Below are 16,729 nucleotides of genomic sequence, written 5' to 3' on the forward strand. Positions count from 1 at the left end.
TGTCAGTGCAGATGTCTAGACTCAAGACATGAAGATCACGGTTCTCGAAGGCGATATCACCGAGGCGACCGTCGACGCGATCGTCAACGCCGCGAATTCGTCGCTGCTCGGTGGCGGCGGGGTCGACGGAGCCATCCACCGCGCGGCCGGTCCCGCGCTCCTCGAAGCCTGCCGTGAGGTCAGACAGACGACTCATGTACGCGGTCTGCCGCCGGGTCAGGCCGTGGCCACCTCGGCGGGGGATCTGCCCGTCCGCTGGGTCATCCACACGGTCGGACCGAATCGGAACGCGGGCGAGGCCGATCCTGAGATCCTCGAGTCCTGCTTCGAATCGAGCCTCAACCTCGCCGAGGAGGTCGGAGCCTCTTCGATCGCGTTCCCCGCCATCGGCGGCGGAGTCTACGGCTGGTCGCCCAGGGACGTCGCCGAGGCGGCTCATTCCGTCATCGTCGACGGACGGTCCCGCGGACGCTGGGAATCGATCGACGAGGTGCAGTTCGTTCTCTTCAGCGATCAGATGACCAGCGTGTTCTGCCAGGTCTTCGACCACGATCAGTGGTGATGCCATGAAGGTCAACAGGGTCATTCCTGACATCGCGGTCGACGACCTCGACGCCGCGCAGGAGTTCTATGCGGGCTTCCTCGGACTGAGCAACGAGGAATTCAACCTCGGCTGGGTCGCACGCTTCACTTCACCGGACACCGGCGCCAGCGTGCAGGTGCTCACCGACGATGAGACCGGGCAGACGAATCCCGTGGCTTCGGTGCTCGTCGAGGACGTCGACGCTGCTTTTGCCGAAGCCCAGGAGCAGGGCATCGAGATCGTCCACCCGCTCACCCACGAGGTATGGGGAGTACGGCGGTTCTTCGTCCGGGCACCCGACGGCAAAGTGTTCAATATCGTCGCGCACCCGGAGTGAACCCACGCGAGGCAGTGTTCACACTGCCTTGGTCCGCACGCTGTGCACAATCGCCACTGCCAGTGCGGTGATGGCGCATCCGGCGGCGATGAGCAGCGGAATTCCGGAGACTACGGCCTCGGCGACATATTCGGGGCCGGTCTGCAGTACCGGACCGACGACCTTGACGAGGAGGAAACCGAGGACGCCGATGAAGAGGAACAGTGCCGCCCTCTTGCCGAGGACCACCGCCAGGGGCCTCGGATATTGATTGGTCTGTGTCGTGCTCATGGTCGATCACCTGATGATTTCGTCCACGGTCCAATCCATTTGGGCTGTGCCTGCCACGCTACGCCTGCAAGCAGAGTGTGCACTGGGGGATCTGCGGACGTTTGATGGGAGCGGCCGTCGGTCACCCGCGTGAAGCACCGCCGGGCCGAACCAGCCCCGTCTCATAGGCGAGCACGATGAGCGCCGCTCGGTCCCGAGCGTCGAGGCGAGTGAGCAGTCGGCTGACATAGGTGCGAGCCGTGGCGGGGCTGAGGAAGAGTTCGGCGGCGATCTCGTCATTGGTCAGTCCGCGCCCGATTCCGCTGAGGACCTCGACCTCCCGCTCAGTGAGCTCATCGAGCCCATGACTGACCGGATCGGGGGAATGCCCCTCGGCGACGGCCCGCATGACCGCGGAGGTGACCGATGGCGACAGCAGAGCGTCACCGGCGGCGACCGTGCGGATTGCCGAGCGCAGATCGTCGGGGGAGACGTCCTTGAGCAGGTACCCGGCGGCACCCGCCCGGATAGCGGCGAAGACGTTCTCATCCTCGTCGAAGGTGGTGAGCATGAGGACCCTGACCCCGTTCAGCGCATCGTCGGCGACGATGGCCCGCGTCGCCTCGATCCCGTCCATGACGGGCATGCGGATGTCCATGAGCACGACATCGGGGCGCAGCTCCCGCACATACGACAGTCCTGATCTCCCGTCCGTCGCCTCGGCGATGACCGTGATGTCTCCGTCGCGTTCGGCCAGGGGCCGCAGTCCGGCCCGGACGAGTTCCTGATCGTCGACGATGACGACGCGGATCGCCTCGGTCATTGCTTCTCCTCGACATCGATGGGCAGGTGCGCTGTCACTGTGAATCCTTCGGCGCTCGATCCGGCACCGAGGCGGCCCCCGAGCAGTCCCGCCCGTTCCCTCATTCCGCGGATGCCGGCGCCAGGTTCCGGATCCTTGGACCCGCCGTGACCGTCGTCGACGATGCGCACGATGAGCTCGTCGCCGTGCACCTGCGCGGAGACGCGGGCCGCGCTCGCCCTGGAATGGCGCAGCACGTTCGTCACCGACTCCTGGACGATCCGAAATGCCGCCGCATCGACGGCCCGCGGCAGCCGTGCCGGATCGACATCGAGGTCGACCGTGACATCGAGGCCGGCGGCTCGGGCCGCCTCGATGATGGTGGAGATCGAGGCCAATCCCAGCGCCGAGGCGGGTCCCGGGTCGGTCGCACCCGCGGACTCCTCACGGAGGACCTTGACCGTGCGACGCAGTTCCCGCAGAGCCTCCGAGGTGGCACCGCGCACCCGTTCGAGTGCGGCCGCACGGTCGTCCGGGTCCACGGCCTCAGCCGCCACGGAGGTGTGCAGGGAAGCCACCGACAGAGTGTGGCCGATCGTGTCGTGGAGGTCGCGGGAGATGCGCACTCGTTCGGAGTGCATCCGCGACTCGGCGGCCCGGGACTCCTCGGCCGTGGTGAGCGCGGCGATGCGCGCCGACTGCGTGCGGGTCTCCCGGACCAGGCGGACCACGGATCCCAGAGCGATGGCGGCGGCTGCCAGGGCGAGTTCGGTGACGAAGCCGTACCCGGTCAGCTGGGCGCGCGGGTCGAGGTCATCGAACCGGTAGAACGTCGACACGGCGATCAGGACCGCGGCACCGAGCACCGCCCATGAGGTGCGCCGCACCTCGGCAGTCGAGTAGAGGGCACCGACCGCGGGTAGGACCATACCGATCGGCGGCAGGTTCAGGGCGTAGTAGGCGAAGATCCCGAACACGGTCACGGCCAGAACGGTCAGCGACAGATGGCGACGCAGGAGCATCAGGGCACCGAAACCGATCGCCCAGGCGACGCCGGGCAGCGGGGAGGACTCGGCATCGGCGGCGATGACCAGCGAGATCACCAGGGTCACCGCAACCGCCAGGGAGGCATCGGTCAGCCACGGTGCGAGGCGCTCGCGCTCCTCACCCGTCTCACTCACATCTGCCGAACCCATAGTCCAAGACTACGGAGCAAACGCGTCCGCCGCAGTCGTTCGGCGTCGATCGGGCAATCGCCTGCAGGCGACTCGAGCCTCGCCTCGGGGCGGGAGGAACTGCCGCCTCAGTGTCGATGTGGCAGATCCGGCCGGCCGGAAGAGTAGAGGACATGAATACGACAACACATTCGAAACGTCCCCTGTCCTGGCCGCTCATCGTCGGTCTATCCTCTCTGGCGCTGCTGTGGCCGCTGACCGGGCTGTGGCCCATCCTCGGTGACGGTGCCGTCCGCGCCTTCATCCTGCTCGGTCTCACCGGAGCGGTGTGGATCGGGACCGTCGGCTTCGCCCGCGTTGCTCGGCCCGTACTCACCCTGACGATCTGCGGTGCGGCGCACGGCTTCCTCACCCTCGCATTCGGCGGACTGCTCGCCGGGACCGGGTTGATCAGCAGCGGGCCGGCAGTGTTCATGGCACTCATCCCGAGCCTCGGAATGGGCGCCGGGATCGGCGCCCTCACCGGACTGGCAGCCTTCGGAATCCAGGCGATGCTCGGGAAGCGGGAGCAGCGATGAGACGGCGCCGGCATGCCTCGGTTGCGGCCGGGGCCGCTGTCGCGGTGGTCGTCGCGGTCGGGCTGGCTGCCTGCGGAGTGTCGACCACCTCGGTGACAGAGGCCGAGTTCGACAACGAACTGGCCATCCCGCCGTTGGCGGAATCGACGGTCAAAGACGGAGTGCGCACCTTCGACCTCACCGCTGAGAAAGGGTCGACGGAGTTCCGCGGTCAGGACGGACCGACGGAGACCTGGGGATTCAACGGGTCATTTCTCGGGCCCACCCTGCGGGCCGAACGCGGGGAGAAGATCGCCGTCGACGTGGCGAACGATCTCGACGAACCGACGAGCGTGCACTGGCACGGGATGCATCTGCCGGCGACGATGGACGGCGGCCCGCACCAGATGGTCGACCCTGGCCAGACGTGGAAGCCGCACTGGACGATCGACCAGCAGGCCGCGACCCTGTGGTACCACCCGCATCCTCATGGGAAGACCGGAGACCACGTGTACAAGGGGCTGGCCGGGATGGTCATTCTCGATGACGATGCCAGCACCGAGGCGGATCTGCCGGACGAGTACGGCGTCGACGATCTCCCACTCATCGTTCAGGACAAGTCCTTCGACGACGGGCAGCTCGAGCTCAGCGACGACGGGGCCGAACCGGGGATGCTCGGCGACACCGTCATGGTCAACGGCACGATCGGCGGGGTGCAGGAGGTGACGTCGGAGAAGGTGCGGCTGCGCCTGCTCAACGGATCGACGGCGAGAACGTACGCGTTCGAATTCCCCGATCGGTCGATGGATCTCATCGCCGGTGACGGTGGACTCCTTGACGAACCTGCCGAGGTCGATCGGCTGAGGTTGGCGCCGGGGGAGCGCGCCGAGGTGGTCGTCGACTTCACCGCGGGTGAGACGGTGCGGCTGCGCTCGGCCGAGGTCGACCTCGGCGGGGTGGCGGTGCCGGCGACGATGGGCGGACACGATTCCTTCGACGTTCTCGAGTTCCGTGCGGCCGAGAAGTTGAAGTCTGCTCCCGAACCAGCGTGGTCGCCGTCGGAGCATGCCGAGAAGGATGCCTTGGATGAGTCCGAGGCTGCCAAGACCCGGAAGTTCGAACTCGAGGAACGTGAGATCAACGGTGAGCGGATGGACATGAACCGCATCGACGAGGTGGCCTACGTCGGTGACACCGAAGTGTGGGAGGTACGCAGCAAGCAGCCGATCCCGCACAGCTTCCATATCCACGATGTGCAGTTCGAGGTGCTCTCGGTCGATGGGGAGGCGCCACCGGTGGAGATGAGCGGGCGGAAGGACACGATCTACCTCGAGCCGAATCGCGACTACCGACTGCTCATGCGATTCGAGGACTTCGCCGACCCGACGATGCCGTACATGTATCACTGCCACATGCTCCTGCACGAAGACGAGGGCATGATGGGCCAATTCGTCGTCATCGAGCGAGGTCAGGAGGCAGAAGTCGGGGTGCCGGCCGGGCACGAAGGAGCCGGGCACGAGCACTGAGGTGGGTCAGCGGGCGAGCCCGGATTGTCCCGAGATCCACAGCGTCCTTTGGGTTGTCGGCGTGACGTTCGCTCCACGCGAGGATCTTCAGTGCCGTGAGTGCCGCAGGTGAAGCGACCTGCACCTCGGTTCCCTGCGGCATGCGCACAAGCACCGGCGTCGAATGTGCCTCCGCGATCCCCGTGGCGTCGAAGACAGCGCCGTCGGTGAACGTCACCGAACGGTCGGTTTCATTGCCGCCGAAGGGGACGACGTCGACCTCGATACCGAGCACAGTGAACGTATGCGGTGACCTGCCCCTGCGGTTGAGTCTGCGGCCGAGCTCCTGAAACTGATCGTCCTCTCGGACCGCCACCGCGATGTCGATGTCCTTCGTTGCTCGGACCGGAGGCTTGCCCTGCTGGGAATGGATGACGAGATCTCGTGCTGCCGCGCCGATGACGAGAAAATCGACGCCGCCATCTCGGCAGACGGCGGCAAGTTTCCGGAGGACGTCTTCCGGGACCGGGACATCGGTGCGTCCAGTGAGATCGATCATCTCCTGCCGCCGTCGAACTCGGCGCTGATCTCGTCGGTCCGGGGATCGTCTTCGAGCAGCAGGTCGGCCCGAATGAGCAGCCTGGGAACAGTCTGATTCTCCGTCGGGGCAGGCGGAGTCCGCCACAGCGCCGGGCGCAGCCGGATTGTCCCGTTCTCGTCCTTGCGGAGCCGCCCGAGGCGGATAAGCTCCCTGCGGGTGCTGTCTCCGTCGACGTAGATGACCGCCTCCGCCGGGCGAATCGATGCGCCGAGGTGTGCGGCGGCGACTTCCGAACCGAACAGTGCGCCCGGCGGAAGGTCGATCTCCGAAAGGTCCCTCGGCGATGCCCAGATCTCGCTGGTGAACCGTTCGTCGGGCCACGCCCCCGGCTGCTGAGTGGAGTAGGCCGAAATCCATTCGCGTTCGAGGGCCGCAGGCCGAGTGATGTCGTTGTGCCGGCCTTCCAAGAAGGGTGGCGTGCGGTCGCGCAATGCTCGGACGACTCGATTGACTGTACCCAGAGAGGCTCCTGAGATCTCAGCGAGGCCCCGTTGAGTGGTCGTGACGCCGAAATGTTCATGATTGGCCAAGAGCGCGAAGGTGACGGGCAATCCCGCTCGCGTGAACGGTGCCGTGGTGGGAGGCGTCGGCATGCGACTCTCGCTGCGCTGGCCGGAGATCTCGACGGTGAGACCTGCCGCGCGCAGGGAGGAATTGCCGGCACTATCGAGGAATCCGCCCCAGCCGCGGTCCTTGAGCTGTTGGGCCCTGGTCCGAGATATGTGATCAGCGAGGAGGATTGTCCGCTCGTCGTGGGGGAGCAACGCGACGTCCCCTGCGCTCGCGGAGGCAACCGCGAGCGCAGGAAATTCATGCTTCACATGGCCATCGTCGACGGTCAGTGTGCCCGCAACAGCTCGCCCGAGATCGCTCGGGCGAGCCGACCAATCCGCGCGCAGCCCCGCCTCGGCAAGGGCATCGACGGCGCGGTCGATGAACTCCGGGGTAGCACGAATTTCATGTTCAATAATGGGCATATGTTCATGGCACTTGAACATACGCGAATATTGAACACGGGATTCGCGAAAACAATATGGTGCCGAACGTTGATCGAGACCATCGGCTGTGGTTCACTGGTTGCAATCTGCAATCACCAGCAGAGGGCGCCGCAGCTCGAGGGGGAGCGATGGGAAAAGTGGCATGGGGATTCACCTGTTCGATCGACGGGTTCATCGCCGGGCCAGGCCATGACATGTCGTGGCTCTCGGCCTCCGAGTCGAATGACGAGGGCGACTTAGAAGATAGGGCCTCGAAGGTAGCTGTCATCATCTCCGGCCGCCGCGGATACGACGCGGCAAAGGAACAGGCCGACGAGCGCGATGAGCTGACATCCGAGGCCTACGGAGGTGCATGGTCGGGGACGGAGGTCATCCTCACCCACCACCCCGAGGATCTGGCCGATGACGCCTCGGTGACCGCGATGAACTGCACCATCACCGAGGCGGTCGAGAGGGCCCAGCAGATCGCCGGTGACCGCGACATCCAGATCATCAGCGCCGATATCGCCCGGCAGGCACTCGAGGTCGACCTCATCGACGAACTCCAGGTCTACGTCGCGCCGGTCTTCCTCGGCGACGGAGTGCGGATCTTCGACGTTCCCGGCGGACGGCGGGTCGACTGGGAGCTCGAGACGATCGATACGGCGAACGCCCGCAGCTTCGGCCGGACGTACCGACCCAAAAGGTCTAGCCCTCCCGCCTGCTGAGATCCCAGAGGATCCGCAGAGCCTCCTCGTCGAACTCCTCACCGGAGTCGGCGTCCGGTGAACCGCTCCTGACCTCGGCGTGGAGGCGTTCCATCTTCCGGTCGAGATCGCTGGCCGCGTCGGCCGCCTCGGTGAGTTCGCCGACGAGACGATCGGGGACATCGCCGTCGAACTTGTAGTGGATCTTGTGCTCGAGGCTCGCCCAGAAGTCCATCGCGATCGTGCGGATCTGCACCTCGCAGATGACCGGGGTCGGCCCGCTGCGGAGGAACACCGGAACCTCGAGGATCGCATGCAGGCTGCGGTAGCCGTTGGGCTTCGGCTCTGCAATGTAGTCCTTGACCTCGACGAGGCGGACGTCGTTCTGCGCGGTGAGCAGCTCGAGGACGTGATAGGTGTCGGCGATGAAGCTGCAGGTGATGCGGATGCCCGCGATGTCGGTGATCTCCCGCCGGATGATCTCGGAGTCGAGCGGCAGGCCCCGACGATGGACCTTCTCCAGCAGGCTCCGCGGCGACTTCACGCGAGAGGAGATGTGCTCGATCGGGTTGTAGCTGCGCGTGTGGACGGACTCCTCGCGCAGGATCGAGATCTTCGTGAGCACCTCGTCGATGACGAAGCGGTGGTGCATGATCAGCTGCGAGAAATCCAGGCGGAGCTGACGGATGCTTTCGATCTGCTGCGGTGTCAGGGCGGTCTCTGCTGGCGTCATCTCTTTCCGGATCTCCATTGTGGCCTCAGTGTATCGGCGGAACATCTGTTCTGTGTCAGTGCCGAGGAGTACCGTTTTGGCATGTGCAGAAACATCAGGACCCTCCATAATTTCGAACCTGCCGCCACCTCCGACGAAGTCCACGCCGCCGCACTGCAGTATGTGCGCAAGATCGCCGGCACGACGAAGCCCTCGCAGGCCAATGCTGCGGCCTTCGACGCTGCTGTCGAGGAGATCGCCCACACCACCCAGCACCTCCTCGATGCGCTGGTGACGAACGCGCCGCCGAAGAATCGAGAGGAGGAAGCGGAGAAGCGGCGAGCCAGATTCGCGGCTCGCTCATGACGATTGCCGGACTCGTGCTCGCCGGCCTCGCCGCCGCCCTGCACGTCTTCATCTTCTACCTGGAATCCATCGCCTGGACGAGTCCACGTGCCCGCGCCACGTTCGGCACCACCGAGACCGAGGCCGAGGCGACGAAATCCCTGGCCTTCAACCAAGGCTTCTACAACCTCTTCCTGGCCCTCGCTGTGTTCATCGGCCTCATCGTCTTCGGCGCAGGCTCTGCTGCGGTCGGGCTCACCCTCGTCTTCGTCGGGGCAGGATCGATGCTCGCCGCGGCGCTGGTGCTCGCACTCTCCAGCCGTGAGCTGCTCGCCTCTGCGCTCAAACAGGGCACGCTGCCGCTGCTCGGTGTGCTGTGCCTGATCGTCGGAGTCCTGGTCTGAGCCGCAGCGATCTGACTCAGCCGGCGAATCGATGATCGGCTGTGAGGTCCTGCGTGATCCTCGCCGAGGCGGTCCGCAGGACCCGCATGATCGCGGGCACACCTTTCCGGTGCTCCGAATCGATGACGACGCCGAGCCCGGCGATCGCCGCCCCGCCGGCATCGAAGACGGGAACCGTGATGCCTGTCGTGCCCTCATCGATATGGCCGGAGAGCTCGGCGAAATGGTGAGAGCGGATGGACGTGAACATCTTGCGCAGAGCTGCAGGATCCGTCGTCGTCTTCTCTGTGAGTGCAGCCAGCGGACCTCTCAGATACGCCTCACGCTGATGCTTCGGGGCGTAAGCCAAGAGCACGAGTCCACACGACGATGCATGAGCCGGCAGCCGACCGGCGGTCCTCGACCGGTGGATGACCGCATTCGGCGCCGACATGCGCTCGATGATGAGCACCTCGCGTTCCCGCAGGATGCCCAACTGCGTGTTCTCGCCGACGAACTCGTGCACACCCATCATGTGCGGTCTGGCCACCGACGCCAGATCGACGGCATCGGAGGCGCGGTTCGACAGCTCCCACATCCCGACTCCGATCCGGATACGCCCATTGGGGTCGCGTTGAAGCAGATCGTGACGCATCATCTCACCGATGAGTCGGTAGGCCGTCGACTTCGGCAGTTCGGCACGCTCGGCGATCTCGTCGGTGCTCAGGCTCTGATGGTCCGGGTCGAAGGATGCGAGCACGCGCACGAGCCGGTCGATCATCGAGTCGCCGGAAGGAGAGTTCGCCATGCCTCGGATTCTAGCGGCTCTCCAGCGAATTTCTCAATGAATGGGAGCGTAGTGGCTTCGGGTGGTGCGGGTCACTACTCTGACGAGAGGTGCACCACAGTCCTTCGTCGACTGTGCCCGCAGATCGGTTCGTTGCACGGAACCACAGACATGACCCGCCCCGACAAAGAAGTGAGGACAGACAATGACTGATTTCCTGGGAACCGACTGGCACGAGAAGATCTTCACCGGCACCTGGACCGCCGGCTCCGGAGAGACCTACGACGTCATCGAACCGGCCACCGGTGAGACCCTCGGCAGCCTCGGTGCCGCCAGCGCCGACGATGTCACCGCCGCCGCCACGCGAGCCGCCGCTGCACAGAAGGAATGGGCGAAGACCACTCCGGCCGAAAGGGCCGCAGTGCTGCGCCGCGCCGGTGCCCTGTGGGCCGAACACGCCGATGAGCTCGCCGGATGGATCATCCGCGAAGCCGGCTCCATCCCTGCGAAGGCCGCACTCGAGATCTCCTCGGCTGAAGCCATCTGCTTCGAATCCTCCGCCCTGCCCAGCCACCCCAAGGGACAGGTACTCACCTCGAACGAACCCCGCTGGTCCTTCGCCCGCCAAGTGCCAGCCGGGGTCGTCTCCGTCATCGCCCCGTTCAACTTCCCCCTCATCCTCGCCATGCGCTCCGTTGCCCCGGCCCTCGCCCTGGGCAACGCGGTCCTGCTCAAGCCGGACCCCCGCACCGCCGTGTGCGCCGGAGTGGCGATCGCGAAGGTCTTCGGCGAGGCGGGACTGCCCGAAGGACTGCTCCAGGTCCTGCCCGGCGGTCTCGACGCCGGTGAAGCCGTCGTCGCCGCACCCGAGGTCTCCGTCATCTCGTTCACCGGCTCCACAGCGGCCGGACGCAAGGTCGGTGAAGCCGCCGGTCGCCTCCTCAAGCGCTGCCACCTCGAACTCGGTGGAAACAATGCGCTCGTCGTCCTTCCCGGAGCCGAAGTCGGTCCGGCCACCTCGGCGGGGGCCTTCGGATCGTGGATGCACCAAGGCCAGATCTGCATGACCACAGGCCGCCACCTCGTCCACGAATCCGTCTACGACGACTACGTCGAACAGCTGGCCGAACGCGCCCGAAATCTGCCGGTGGGCAACCCCGCCACCGAGGAGGTCGCAATCGGACCGATCATCGACGAGAAACAGCGCACCCACGTCCGCGACATCCTCGACAAAGCCACCGCCGACGGTGCCACGCTCGTCGCCGGAGGGCCGGGCGAAGGTGCCTTCGTCCCACCTACGGTGCTCACCGACCTCAGCCCCTCGAATCCCGCCTGGGCACAGGAGATCTTCGGACCCGTCGCCCCGGTGGCCCGCTTCTCCACCCTCGAAGAAGCCGCCGAGATGGTCAACGCGAGCGAATACGGTCTCTCCTTGGGCATCCTCGGCGATGTGGGTATGGCCATGGGCCTGGCCGATCTCGTCGACACCGGGAAGGTCCACATCAACGAACAGACCGTCTCCGATGAGGCCAACGTCCCCTTCGGTGGCATGAAGGACTCCGGCAACGGATCCCGTTTCGGTGGAGCCGAAGCCAACATCGAAGCCTTCACCGAAACCCAATGGGTGACGATGCGCTCGTCCATCGCGCCCTACCCTTTCTGACCTGCACGACAACACCCCGGAGACACCGATGTCCGCAACCACCCCATCCGCATCCACGACCGGTTCCGCCTCGGCGGGCCGCTGGCCGGCCGTCCTGTGCTGGCTGGCCGTCGCCCTGGAGGGCTTCGACCTCGTCGTCCTCGGCGCGGTCATCCCCGAGCTGCTGGCCACCGAGGCCCTCGGATTCACCCCCGAGGCGGCCACGATGGTGGCCACGCTCAGCCTCGTGGGCGTCGGCCTCGGCGCCGTATCCGTCGGCCCCGTCGTCGACCGGATCGGACGACGGTGGGCGATCATCGGCTGCGTCATCGGCTTCAGCGTCTTCACCCTGCTCGTCGCGTTCGCCCCGAACGTCGCACTGTTCACCATCTACCGGTTCATCGCCGGACTGTTCCTCGGTGCCGTGATGCCCAGTGCGCTCGCCTACATCAGCGAATACAACAAGTCGGGCAAGACCGGAAAGGCCACGACGCTGACGATGACCGGCTACCACGCCGGCGCCGTCGCGATTTCCCTGCTCGCCGTCGCCTACTCCCACAACTGGCACCTGCTCTTCCTCGCCGGCGGAATCACCGGCCTCGTCATGGTGCCCCTCCTGATCTGGAAGCTGCCCGAATCCGAAGCGTTCCTCATCGCGCAGGCGATCAAACGCAACCCCGCGGCTGCCTCGGTGAAGGACGCCGACGCCGCCGATCCGTCCGGAGTCGTCGACTCCCAGGTGAAGACAGGAATGGCCGGGCTCTTCGCAGGCAAGCTGGCGCTGGTGACCATCGGCGTGTGGGCAGCGAGCTTCATGGGACTCCTGTTGGTCTACGGACTCAACACCTGGCTGCCGAAGATTATGGCCGACGCCGGCTATGAGGTCTCGGATTCGCTGGTCATGCTCTTCGTCATGAACATCGGCGCCGTCGTCGGACTCGTCCTGGCCGGCTGGTTGGCCGACAAGCACGGGACGAAGAAGATCGTGCTCATGTGGTTCGTCCTCGCAGCCATCTTCCTCGCCGCACTGTCGATTCCGATGACCAGCCAGGTGCTGCTCAACATCGCCGTATTCATCACCGGAGTCTTCGTCTTCTCCGCCCAGGTGCTCGTCTATGCCTTCGTCTCGGCCGTCTATCCGGCTCAGGCCCGCGGCACCGCGCTGGGCATGGCCTCGGGCATCGGCCGGATCGGCGCCATCGTCGGTCCGTTCATCACCGGCGCCCTGGTCACCGCGGGCATCGCCTATCCCTGGGGCTTCTACCTCTTCGCCGTCGTGGCCGTACTCGGGTTCGCAGCCATGGCGATCGTGCCGAAGTCGCTACGCTGAAAGCATGACTCGGTGGATCGATGCCACGTTCGTTCGCGGCGGCACAAGCAAGGGACTGTTCTTCAGCGAATCCGCGCTGCCGTCGCTGAACGCGGACGGGGACACGGCGGAGTGGGACTCGATCTTCACCTCGGCGATGGGTTCGCCCGATCCGTTCGGCCGTCAGCTCGACGGAATGGGCGGGGGCATCTCCTCGCTGTCGAAGATCGTCGTCGTGGCCGCCTCGGCGAGGGATGGGGTCGACCTCGACTACACGTTCGGTCAGGTCTCCGTCACCGAGGCGGCCGTCGACTACTCCGGCAACTGCGGAAATCTGTCCTCCGGGGTCGTGCCCTTCGCGCTGTCAGAGGGTCTGATCACCGCAGCCGACGGATGGCATGTCTTCCGGCTGTTCAATACGAACACGCAGAAACTCGTCGACGTCGGCCTCGGCGTCGTCGATGGGCAGGCCGGCGGTACGGGCGATCTGGTGCTGCCCGGAGTCAGCGGAACGGGCGCACCGATCGAACTCATCTACCCCGATCCGGCCGGCAGCCGCACCGCCGGACTCCTGCCGACGGGGAAGGCAGCCGAGTCCATCACTGCTGGTGGGGCGATGTTCGAGGTCAGCCTCGTCGACGCCACCCTGCCCGTCGTCATCGTCCCGGGTGCTGCGATCGGACTCAAGGGCACCAAAACTCCGGAGGAGATCGACGCGAAAGAGCACGCGATGGGCATGATCGCGGAGCTGCGCCGCAACGCCGCCGTGCGGATGGGGCTGTGTGAGTCCCCGGAGGAAGCACCGGACGTCGTGCCGAAGGTCGCCGTAGTCACAGCCCCACAGCCCACCCGACTGCTCGACGGAACGACCCTGTCCGCCGAGGAGGCCGACCTGCCCGTGCGAATGATCTCCATGGGGCAGACGCACAAAGCCGTGCCCGGAACCGGAGCCATGTGCCTGGCCGCGGCCGCGCAGATCCCGGACACGATCATCAACCGCATCATCCGACGCTCCCGGCCAGGATCCGACACCGGGGACGAAGACACAGACGTCGGGCCGGAAGTGCGGCTGGCGACGCCATCGGGCGTGGTCACGGCAGGGGCCGTCTTCGACGGAGACACAGTGACGGCCACCTCCCTCTTCCGCACGGCACGAGTGCTCATGCGGGGGCAGGTGGCCGTCAGCTAGGCAGATTCAGCGCCCGTTGCTGCTGAAGTTGCCGTTCTTTCCGGCGTTCTTCCCACCCGGGTGGTCACCATCGCGGCTGCCCCAATGGTTGCCGTTCTTGCCTCCGTTCTTCCCCGCGTTCTTTCCGCCGGGGTGGTCGTTCGAGCCGTCAGCGTCCGCGTCATCCCCGGCGTCTGCTCCGGCGTCGTCGTCCCCGCCTTCATCTGAGGAGTCGAAGAGGCCGACGACGACCGGATCATGATCGGAAGCCCGGAACTGGTCCGGAGCGAAGAGGTCGCTGACGTTGTAGTTGAAGCGGCTGTATTCGAGCGCCAGAGACTCGACCGAGTTGATGTTCCAGACATCGGCCCCGGTGACGGAGTCGAAGGCTGTCGCGCCCGTGCCTGCACCGTCGGCTTCGTCCGAGGCGTCGAGGGCGAGGACGTGGTCGAGGCTGCCGGTGCGCGAACCATAGACATACGTGGATTCGTCTGTCTTCTCCGCCGCGATGTCCTTGTACCCGGCCTCGTAGAAGACCTGCATCGGGTCTTCCTGAGTATAGGAATTGAAATCGCCGAGGAGGTAGACCAGGTCGCTGTTCGTTGCCTCCTGCTGGTCACCGGCGAACCCGACGAGCGCTTCGGACTGCTTCACGCGGTCGGCGTTCGACGCGCCCTGACCGTCGCCGGAGTCCTCATTGCCCGGACCTGACCCGGTGCCCTTGGACTTGAAGTGGTTGGAGATCGTCACGAAGGTCTTGTCCTTTTCGATCTCACCGGTGCCGTCCTTCGGGGCGAACGCCTGGGACAGGGGTTCGCGGGCATTGGAGAACGCATCCTGATCGTCAAGGATCGTGGATTCGTTCTGCGGGGCCACCTCGGCGGGTTGGTAGATCAATGCCGTGCGGATGACATCCTCATCGGTTGGAACGGCGGCAGGGGAGTCGACGAAGTCCCATTTCTGAGTCCCGGCCGCCTCGTTGAGGCGCTTGACCAGGGTGGACAGGGCATCGTCGCGGTCCTTGCCGAACGCGGCAGAGTTCTCGATCTCCATGAGCGAGACCACCGAGGCGTCGAGCTTGTTGATCGCGGTGACGATCTTCGTCTCCTGACGCTTGAGACTCTCCGCGTTCGCGGCACCACGGGCATCGCAGCCGCCGCGGACGGTGATGTGGTTGCCCTCGCGGTCGTCGTAGTACTGGCAGCCGTCCAACTGGTCACCGGTGGTGGTGAAGTAGTTGAGGACGTTGAAGCTGGCGAGGCTGACCTGGCCGCCGACGGCCTCGGGGGCGTCGGTGCGAGTGTCGGTGAAGTAGGTCGGCTGCACCGCCTCGGCGTTGTCCCCGGTCAGACGGGTCGTCGGCTGGAACCGCCACTTCTCGTGATCGAAGCCGAGCACCACCGGGGAGGTGAAGTTCGCCTGCGCACCGACGCGGACCGGGTCCTCCTTGCTGAGGTAGGGCAGGGGGATGTCCTTGTCGGCCTTGAGGAAGTTCACGGTGGCGCCGTCGTCGAGGACGACCTCACGGTCGAGGTTCTCGGCTTCCAGAGCCTTCGCCTCGGGGGTGCCGGGGCGGTGGACGTCGGTGGGCTGATCGAGCGTGCCCTCACCGGTGGCGAGGACGACCTCGCCATACGTGTTCGTGTTGTAATTGTCGGCCACGGTCAGCGATTCGCTCGGCTGCAGGAGCATGCCTTCGAGGGATTCGCGCTTCTCGTCTCCGGCAGGAAAGGCGTCTTCGACGGGCTTGACCGCCTCGGCGGGTTCGTCGACCTTCTTGAGACCGGACGCGGATACGGAGATCTGGGTCTGACCGTAGTGTTCGGACACGGTGCCGGTGACCTCGACGTGGTCGTCGATGCTGATATCGGCGACGGTGTCGGGGGAGTAGACGAAGATGCCGTCGGACGCTGCGCCGTCGGCACGGTCAGCTCCGCCGGAGCCGGGGGTCTGGATGTAGTAGCCGTTCAGCCCGCCCTCGGGGTAAGCGGCGGTGACGACACCGCGGGTGGTCACGGTCTTGCCCTGGATGGGGCTGGCGTCGCCCGTGCCCTGGATGTCGGAGATCGGGGTGACGCCTTCGGGAGTTTCACCGTCGTCTCCGTCGTCGCCACCGTCGCCGTCGGGCAGGGCGTTCGGGGTGGGGGCCGCCGACTTCCACGCATCGCCTGTGAGTTGGATCGACTGCCCGCTGGCGGCAGTCGCACCGGTCGGTTCGGCCTCCTGGCCGATGACGGGTGCGGGGGTGAAGGTGTTCTTCGTGCCGGTGACGCCCTTGCCGTCGACGACGCCGCCGATCTGCTGGAAGTCGACCAGCTCGCCGTCATCGTCGATGACGAAGGCACTCGAGCCGTACTCGCCGTCGGCGGCCGAACCGGCCTTGACGGAGTTCGTGATCGACACGTCGATCGCGACGGCACCGGAATCGCCGACCGTCGTGTCCTCGGGCACGGTGACGGTGTTCTCCTGCGCCTGGACGCTGCCGCCGCGTGTCACCGAACCGAAGGTCCACCCGGAGATGTCGGTGCCGGGGTCGGCGGCGACTTCGATGAAGTCGGTCGCGAGGGTGTAGGCGATTTCGGAGATGTGGGCGGCGTCTGCCGCGGCTGCCGGTGCGAGGGGGAGAGCCAGGCCCGCAACGAGGCTGAGCGCCGCGGCGGAAGAGAGAGTGGTCGTGACTTTCATGGGAGCCTTTCGGGCGGATGAGCGGCTGTGCACATCGTGACGATCACGTGCGCAGTCCCTTGCACCCTAGCGGCTCACTCATCGACGACAGCGCCGAAGATGTGAACAACTTGTGAACAGTCGAACAGTCCACTGAGTGCCACGGGTGGCACTCATCCTACACAACCCGCCCTGCCCCAGAACCACCTGACGGCGGCCCAGCAAC

18 protein-coding genes are annotated in these 16,729 nt (G+C 65.8%); 10 read left to right on the top strand and 8 right to left on the bottom strand.

What is annotated here, in order from left to right:
* The first annotated feature begins 28 nt into the window (after nucleotides 1-28).
* A complete protein-coding gene (locus tag ACSBQT_RS16320) occupies nucleotides 29-562 on the top strand; it encodes an O-acetyl-ADP-ribose deacetylase (RefSeq protein WP_410710896.1) in 534 nt (177 codons plus the stop codon).
* A 4-nt stretch (nucleotides 563-566) separates the two neighbouring features.
* The gene (locus tag ACSBQT_RS16325) at nucleotides 567-920 is read left to right on the top strand and encodes a VOC family protein (protein WP_410710895.1); all 354 of its coding nucleotides are present in this window, start codon (nucleotides 567-569) and stop codon (nucleotides 918-920) included.
* 18 nt (nucleotides 921-938) lie between these two features.
* Here ACSBQT_RS16325 and ACSBQT_RS16330 read toward each other — a convergent pair whose 3' ends face one another.
* The 3 genes from ACSBQT_RS16330 to ACSBQT_RS16340 form a co-directional block, all read right to left on the bottom strand.
* On the bottom strand, nucleotides 939-1,190 hold the full coding sequence (locus ACSBQT_RS16330; RefSeq protein WP_410710894.1) for a hypothetical protein: 252 nt from the start codon (nucleotides 1,188-1,190) through the stop codon (nucleotides 939-941).
* Between the two features lie 121 nt (nucleotides 1,191-1,311).
* Complete coding sequence (locus tag ACSBQT_RS16335; protein WP_410710893.1) at nucleotides 1,312-1,992, bottom strand: response regulator; 681 nt, start codon at nucleotides 1,990-1,992, stop codon at nucleotides 1,312-1,314.
* Complete coding sequence (locus ACSBQT_RS16340; protein ID WP_410710892.1) at nucleotides 1,989-3,167, bottom strand: sensor histidine kinase; 1,179 nt, start codon at nucleotides 3,165-3,167, stop codon at nucleotides 1,989-1,991. Before ACSBQT_RS16340 ends, ACSBQT_RS16335 begins: the two co-directional genes overlap by 4 nt.
* 152 nt (nucleotides 3,168-3,319) lie before the next feature.
* Between ACSBQT_RS16340 and ACSBQT_RS16345 the strand changes: the two genes are divergently transcribed.
* Both ACSBQT_RS16345 and ACSBQT_RS16350 read left to right on the top strand, forming a co-directional pair.
* A complete protein-coding gene (locus ACSBQT_RS16345; protein WP_410710891.1) occupies nucleotides 3,320-3,724 on the top strand; it encodes a hypothetical protein in 405 nt (134 codons plus the stop codon).
* Complete coding sequence (locus tag ACSBQT_RS16350; protein WP_410710890.1) at nucleotides 3,721-5,229, top strand: multicopper oxidase family protein; 1,509 nt, start codon at nucleotides 3,721-3,723, stop codon at nucleotides 5,227-5,229. Before ACSBQT_RS16345 ends, ACSBQT_RS16350 begins: the two co-directional genes overlap by 4 nt.
* Here ACSBQT_RS16350 and ACSBQT_RS16355 read toward each other — a convergent pair.
* Nucleotides 5,159-5,767 (bottom strand): nucleotidyl transferase AbiEii/AbiGii toxin family protein, encoded by a 609-nt coding sequence (locus tag ACSBQT_RS16355; RefSeq protein ID WP_410710889.1) that lies wholly within the window; start codon nucleotides 5,765-5,767, stop codon nucleotides 5,159-5,161. The genes ACSBQT_RS16350 and ACSBQT_RS16355 overlap by 71 nt on opposite strands.
* Nucleotides 5,764-6,786 carry a type IV toxin-antitoxin system AbiEi family antitoxin gene (locus tag ACSBQT_RS16360; protein WP_410710888.1) on the bottom strand — a complete coding sequence of 341 codons (1,023 nt, stop codon included), beginning with the start codon at nucleotides 6,784-6,786 and terminating at the stop codon, nucleotides 5,764-5,766. Before ACSBQT_RS16360 ends, ACSBQT_RS16355 begins: the two co-directional genes overlap by 4 nt.
* A 149-nt stretch (nucleotides 6,787-6,935) precedes the next feature.
* Between ACSBQT_RS16360 and ACSBQT_RS16365 the strand changes: the two genes are divergently transcribed.
* Nucleotides 6,936-7,514, top strand: a complete 579-nt coding sequence (locus ACSBQT_RS16365) for a dihydrofolate reductase family protein (RefSeq protein WP_410710887.1) — start codon at nucleotides 6,936-6,938, stop codon at nucleotides 7,512-7,514.
* Here the strand turns inward: ACSBQT_RS16365 and ACSBQT_RS16370 are convergent.
* Nucleotides 7,495-8,226 (bottom strand): GTP pyrophosphokinase, encoded by a 732-nt coding sequence (locus ACSBQT_RS16370; protein ID WP_410710886.1) that lies wholly within the window; start codon nucleotides 8,224-8,226, stop codon nucleotides 7,495-7,497. The genes ACSBQT_RS16365 and ACSBQT_RS16370 overlap by 20 nt on opposite strands.
* An 81-nt stretch (nucleotides 8,227-8,307) precedes the next feature.
* Here ACSBQT_RS16370 and ACSBQT_RS16375 point away from each other — a divergent pair, with 81 nt between their 5' ends.
* Nucleotides 8,308-8,571: a DUF2277 domain-containing protein gene (locus ACSBQT_RS16375; RefSeq protein ID WP_410710885.1), complete on the top strand. Its 264-nt coding sequence runs from the start codon at nucleotides 8,308-8,310 to the stop codon at nucleotides 8,569-8,571.
* Nucleotides 8,568-8,954, top strand: a complete 387-nt coding sequence (locus tag ACSBQT_RS16380) for a DUF1304 domain-containing protein (RefSeq protein ID WP_410710884.1) — start codon at nucleotides 8,568-8,570, stop codon at nucleotides 8,952-8,954. Before ACSBQT_RS16375 ends, ACSBQT_RS16380 begins: the two co-directional genes overlap by 4 nt.
* Nucleotides 8,955-8,970: 16 nt before the next feature.
* On the opposite strand, the gene ACSBQT_RS16385 is transcribed toward ACSBQT_RS16380, so the two are convergent.
* Entirely contained in the window at nucleotides 8,971-9,741 is a 771-nt protein-coding gene (locus ACSBQT_RS16385) for an IclR family transcriptional regulator (RefSeq protein WP_410710883.1), read from the bottom strand.
* A 184-nt stretch (nucleotides 9,742-9,925) separates the two neighbouring features.
* On the opposite strand from ACSBQT_RS16385, the gene ACSBQT_RS16390 reads away from it, so the two are divergent.
* From ACSBQT_RS16390 to ACSBQT_RS16400, 3 genes are read left to right on the top strand one after another with little or no spacing between them, the layout of a single operon-like run.
* On the top strand, nucleotides 9,926-11,383 hold the full coding sequence (locus ACSBQT_RS16390) for a benzaldehyde dehydrogenase (protein WP_410710882.1): 1,458 nt from the start codon (nucleotides 9,926-9,928) through the stop codon (nucleotides 11,381-11,383).
* A 28-nt stretch (nucleotides 11,384-11,411) separates the two neighbouring features.
* On the top strand, nucleotides 11,412-12,692 hold the full coding sequence (locus ACSBQT_RS16395; protein ID WP_410710881.1) for an MFS transporter: 1,281 nt from the start codon (nucleotides 11,412-11,414) through the stop codon (nucleotides 12,690-12,692).
* A gap of 4 nt (nucleotides 12,693-12,696) precedes the next feature.
* On the top strand, nucleotides 12,697-13,860 hold the full coding sequence (locus ACSBQT_RS16400; RefSeq protein WP_435002108.1) for a PrpF domain-containing protein: 1,164 nt from the start codon (nucleotides 12,697-12,699) through the stop codon (nucleotides 13,858-13,860).
* 6 nt (nucleotides 13,861-13,866) lie between these two features.
* On the opposite strand, the gene ACSBQT_RS16405 is transcribed toward ACSBQT_RS16400, so the two are convergent.
* A complete protein-coding gene (locus tag ACSBQT_RS16405; protein ID WP_435002109.1) occupies nucleotides 13,867-16,524 on the bottom strand; it encodes an ExeM/NucH family extracellular endonuclease in 2,658 nt (885 codons plus the stop codon).
* Between the last annotated feature and the right edge of the window lie 205 nt (nucleotides 16,525-16,729).

The sequence above is a fragment of the Brevibacterium sp. H602 genome (assembly GCF_051172395.1).
Taxonomy (GTDB): domain Bacteria; phylum Actinomycetota; class Actinomycetes; order Actinomycetales; family Brevibacteriaceae; genus Brevibacterium.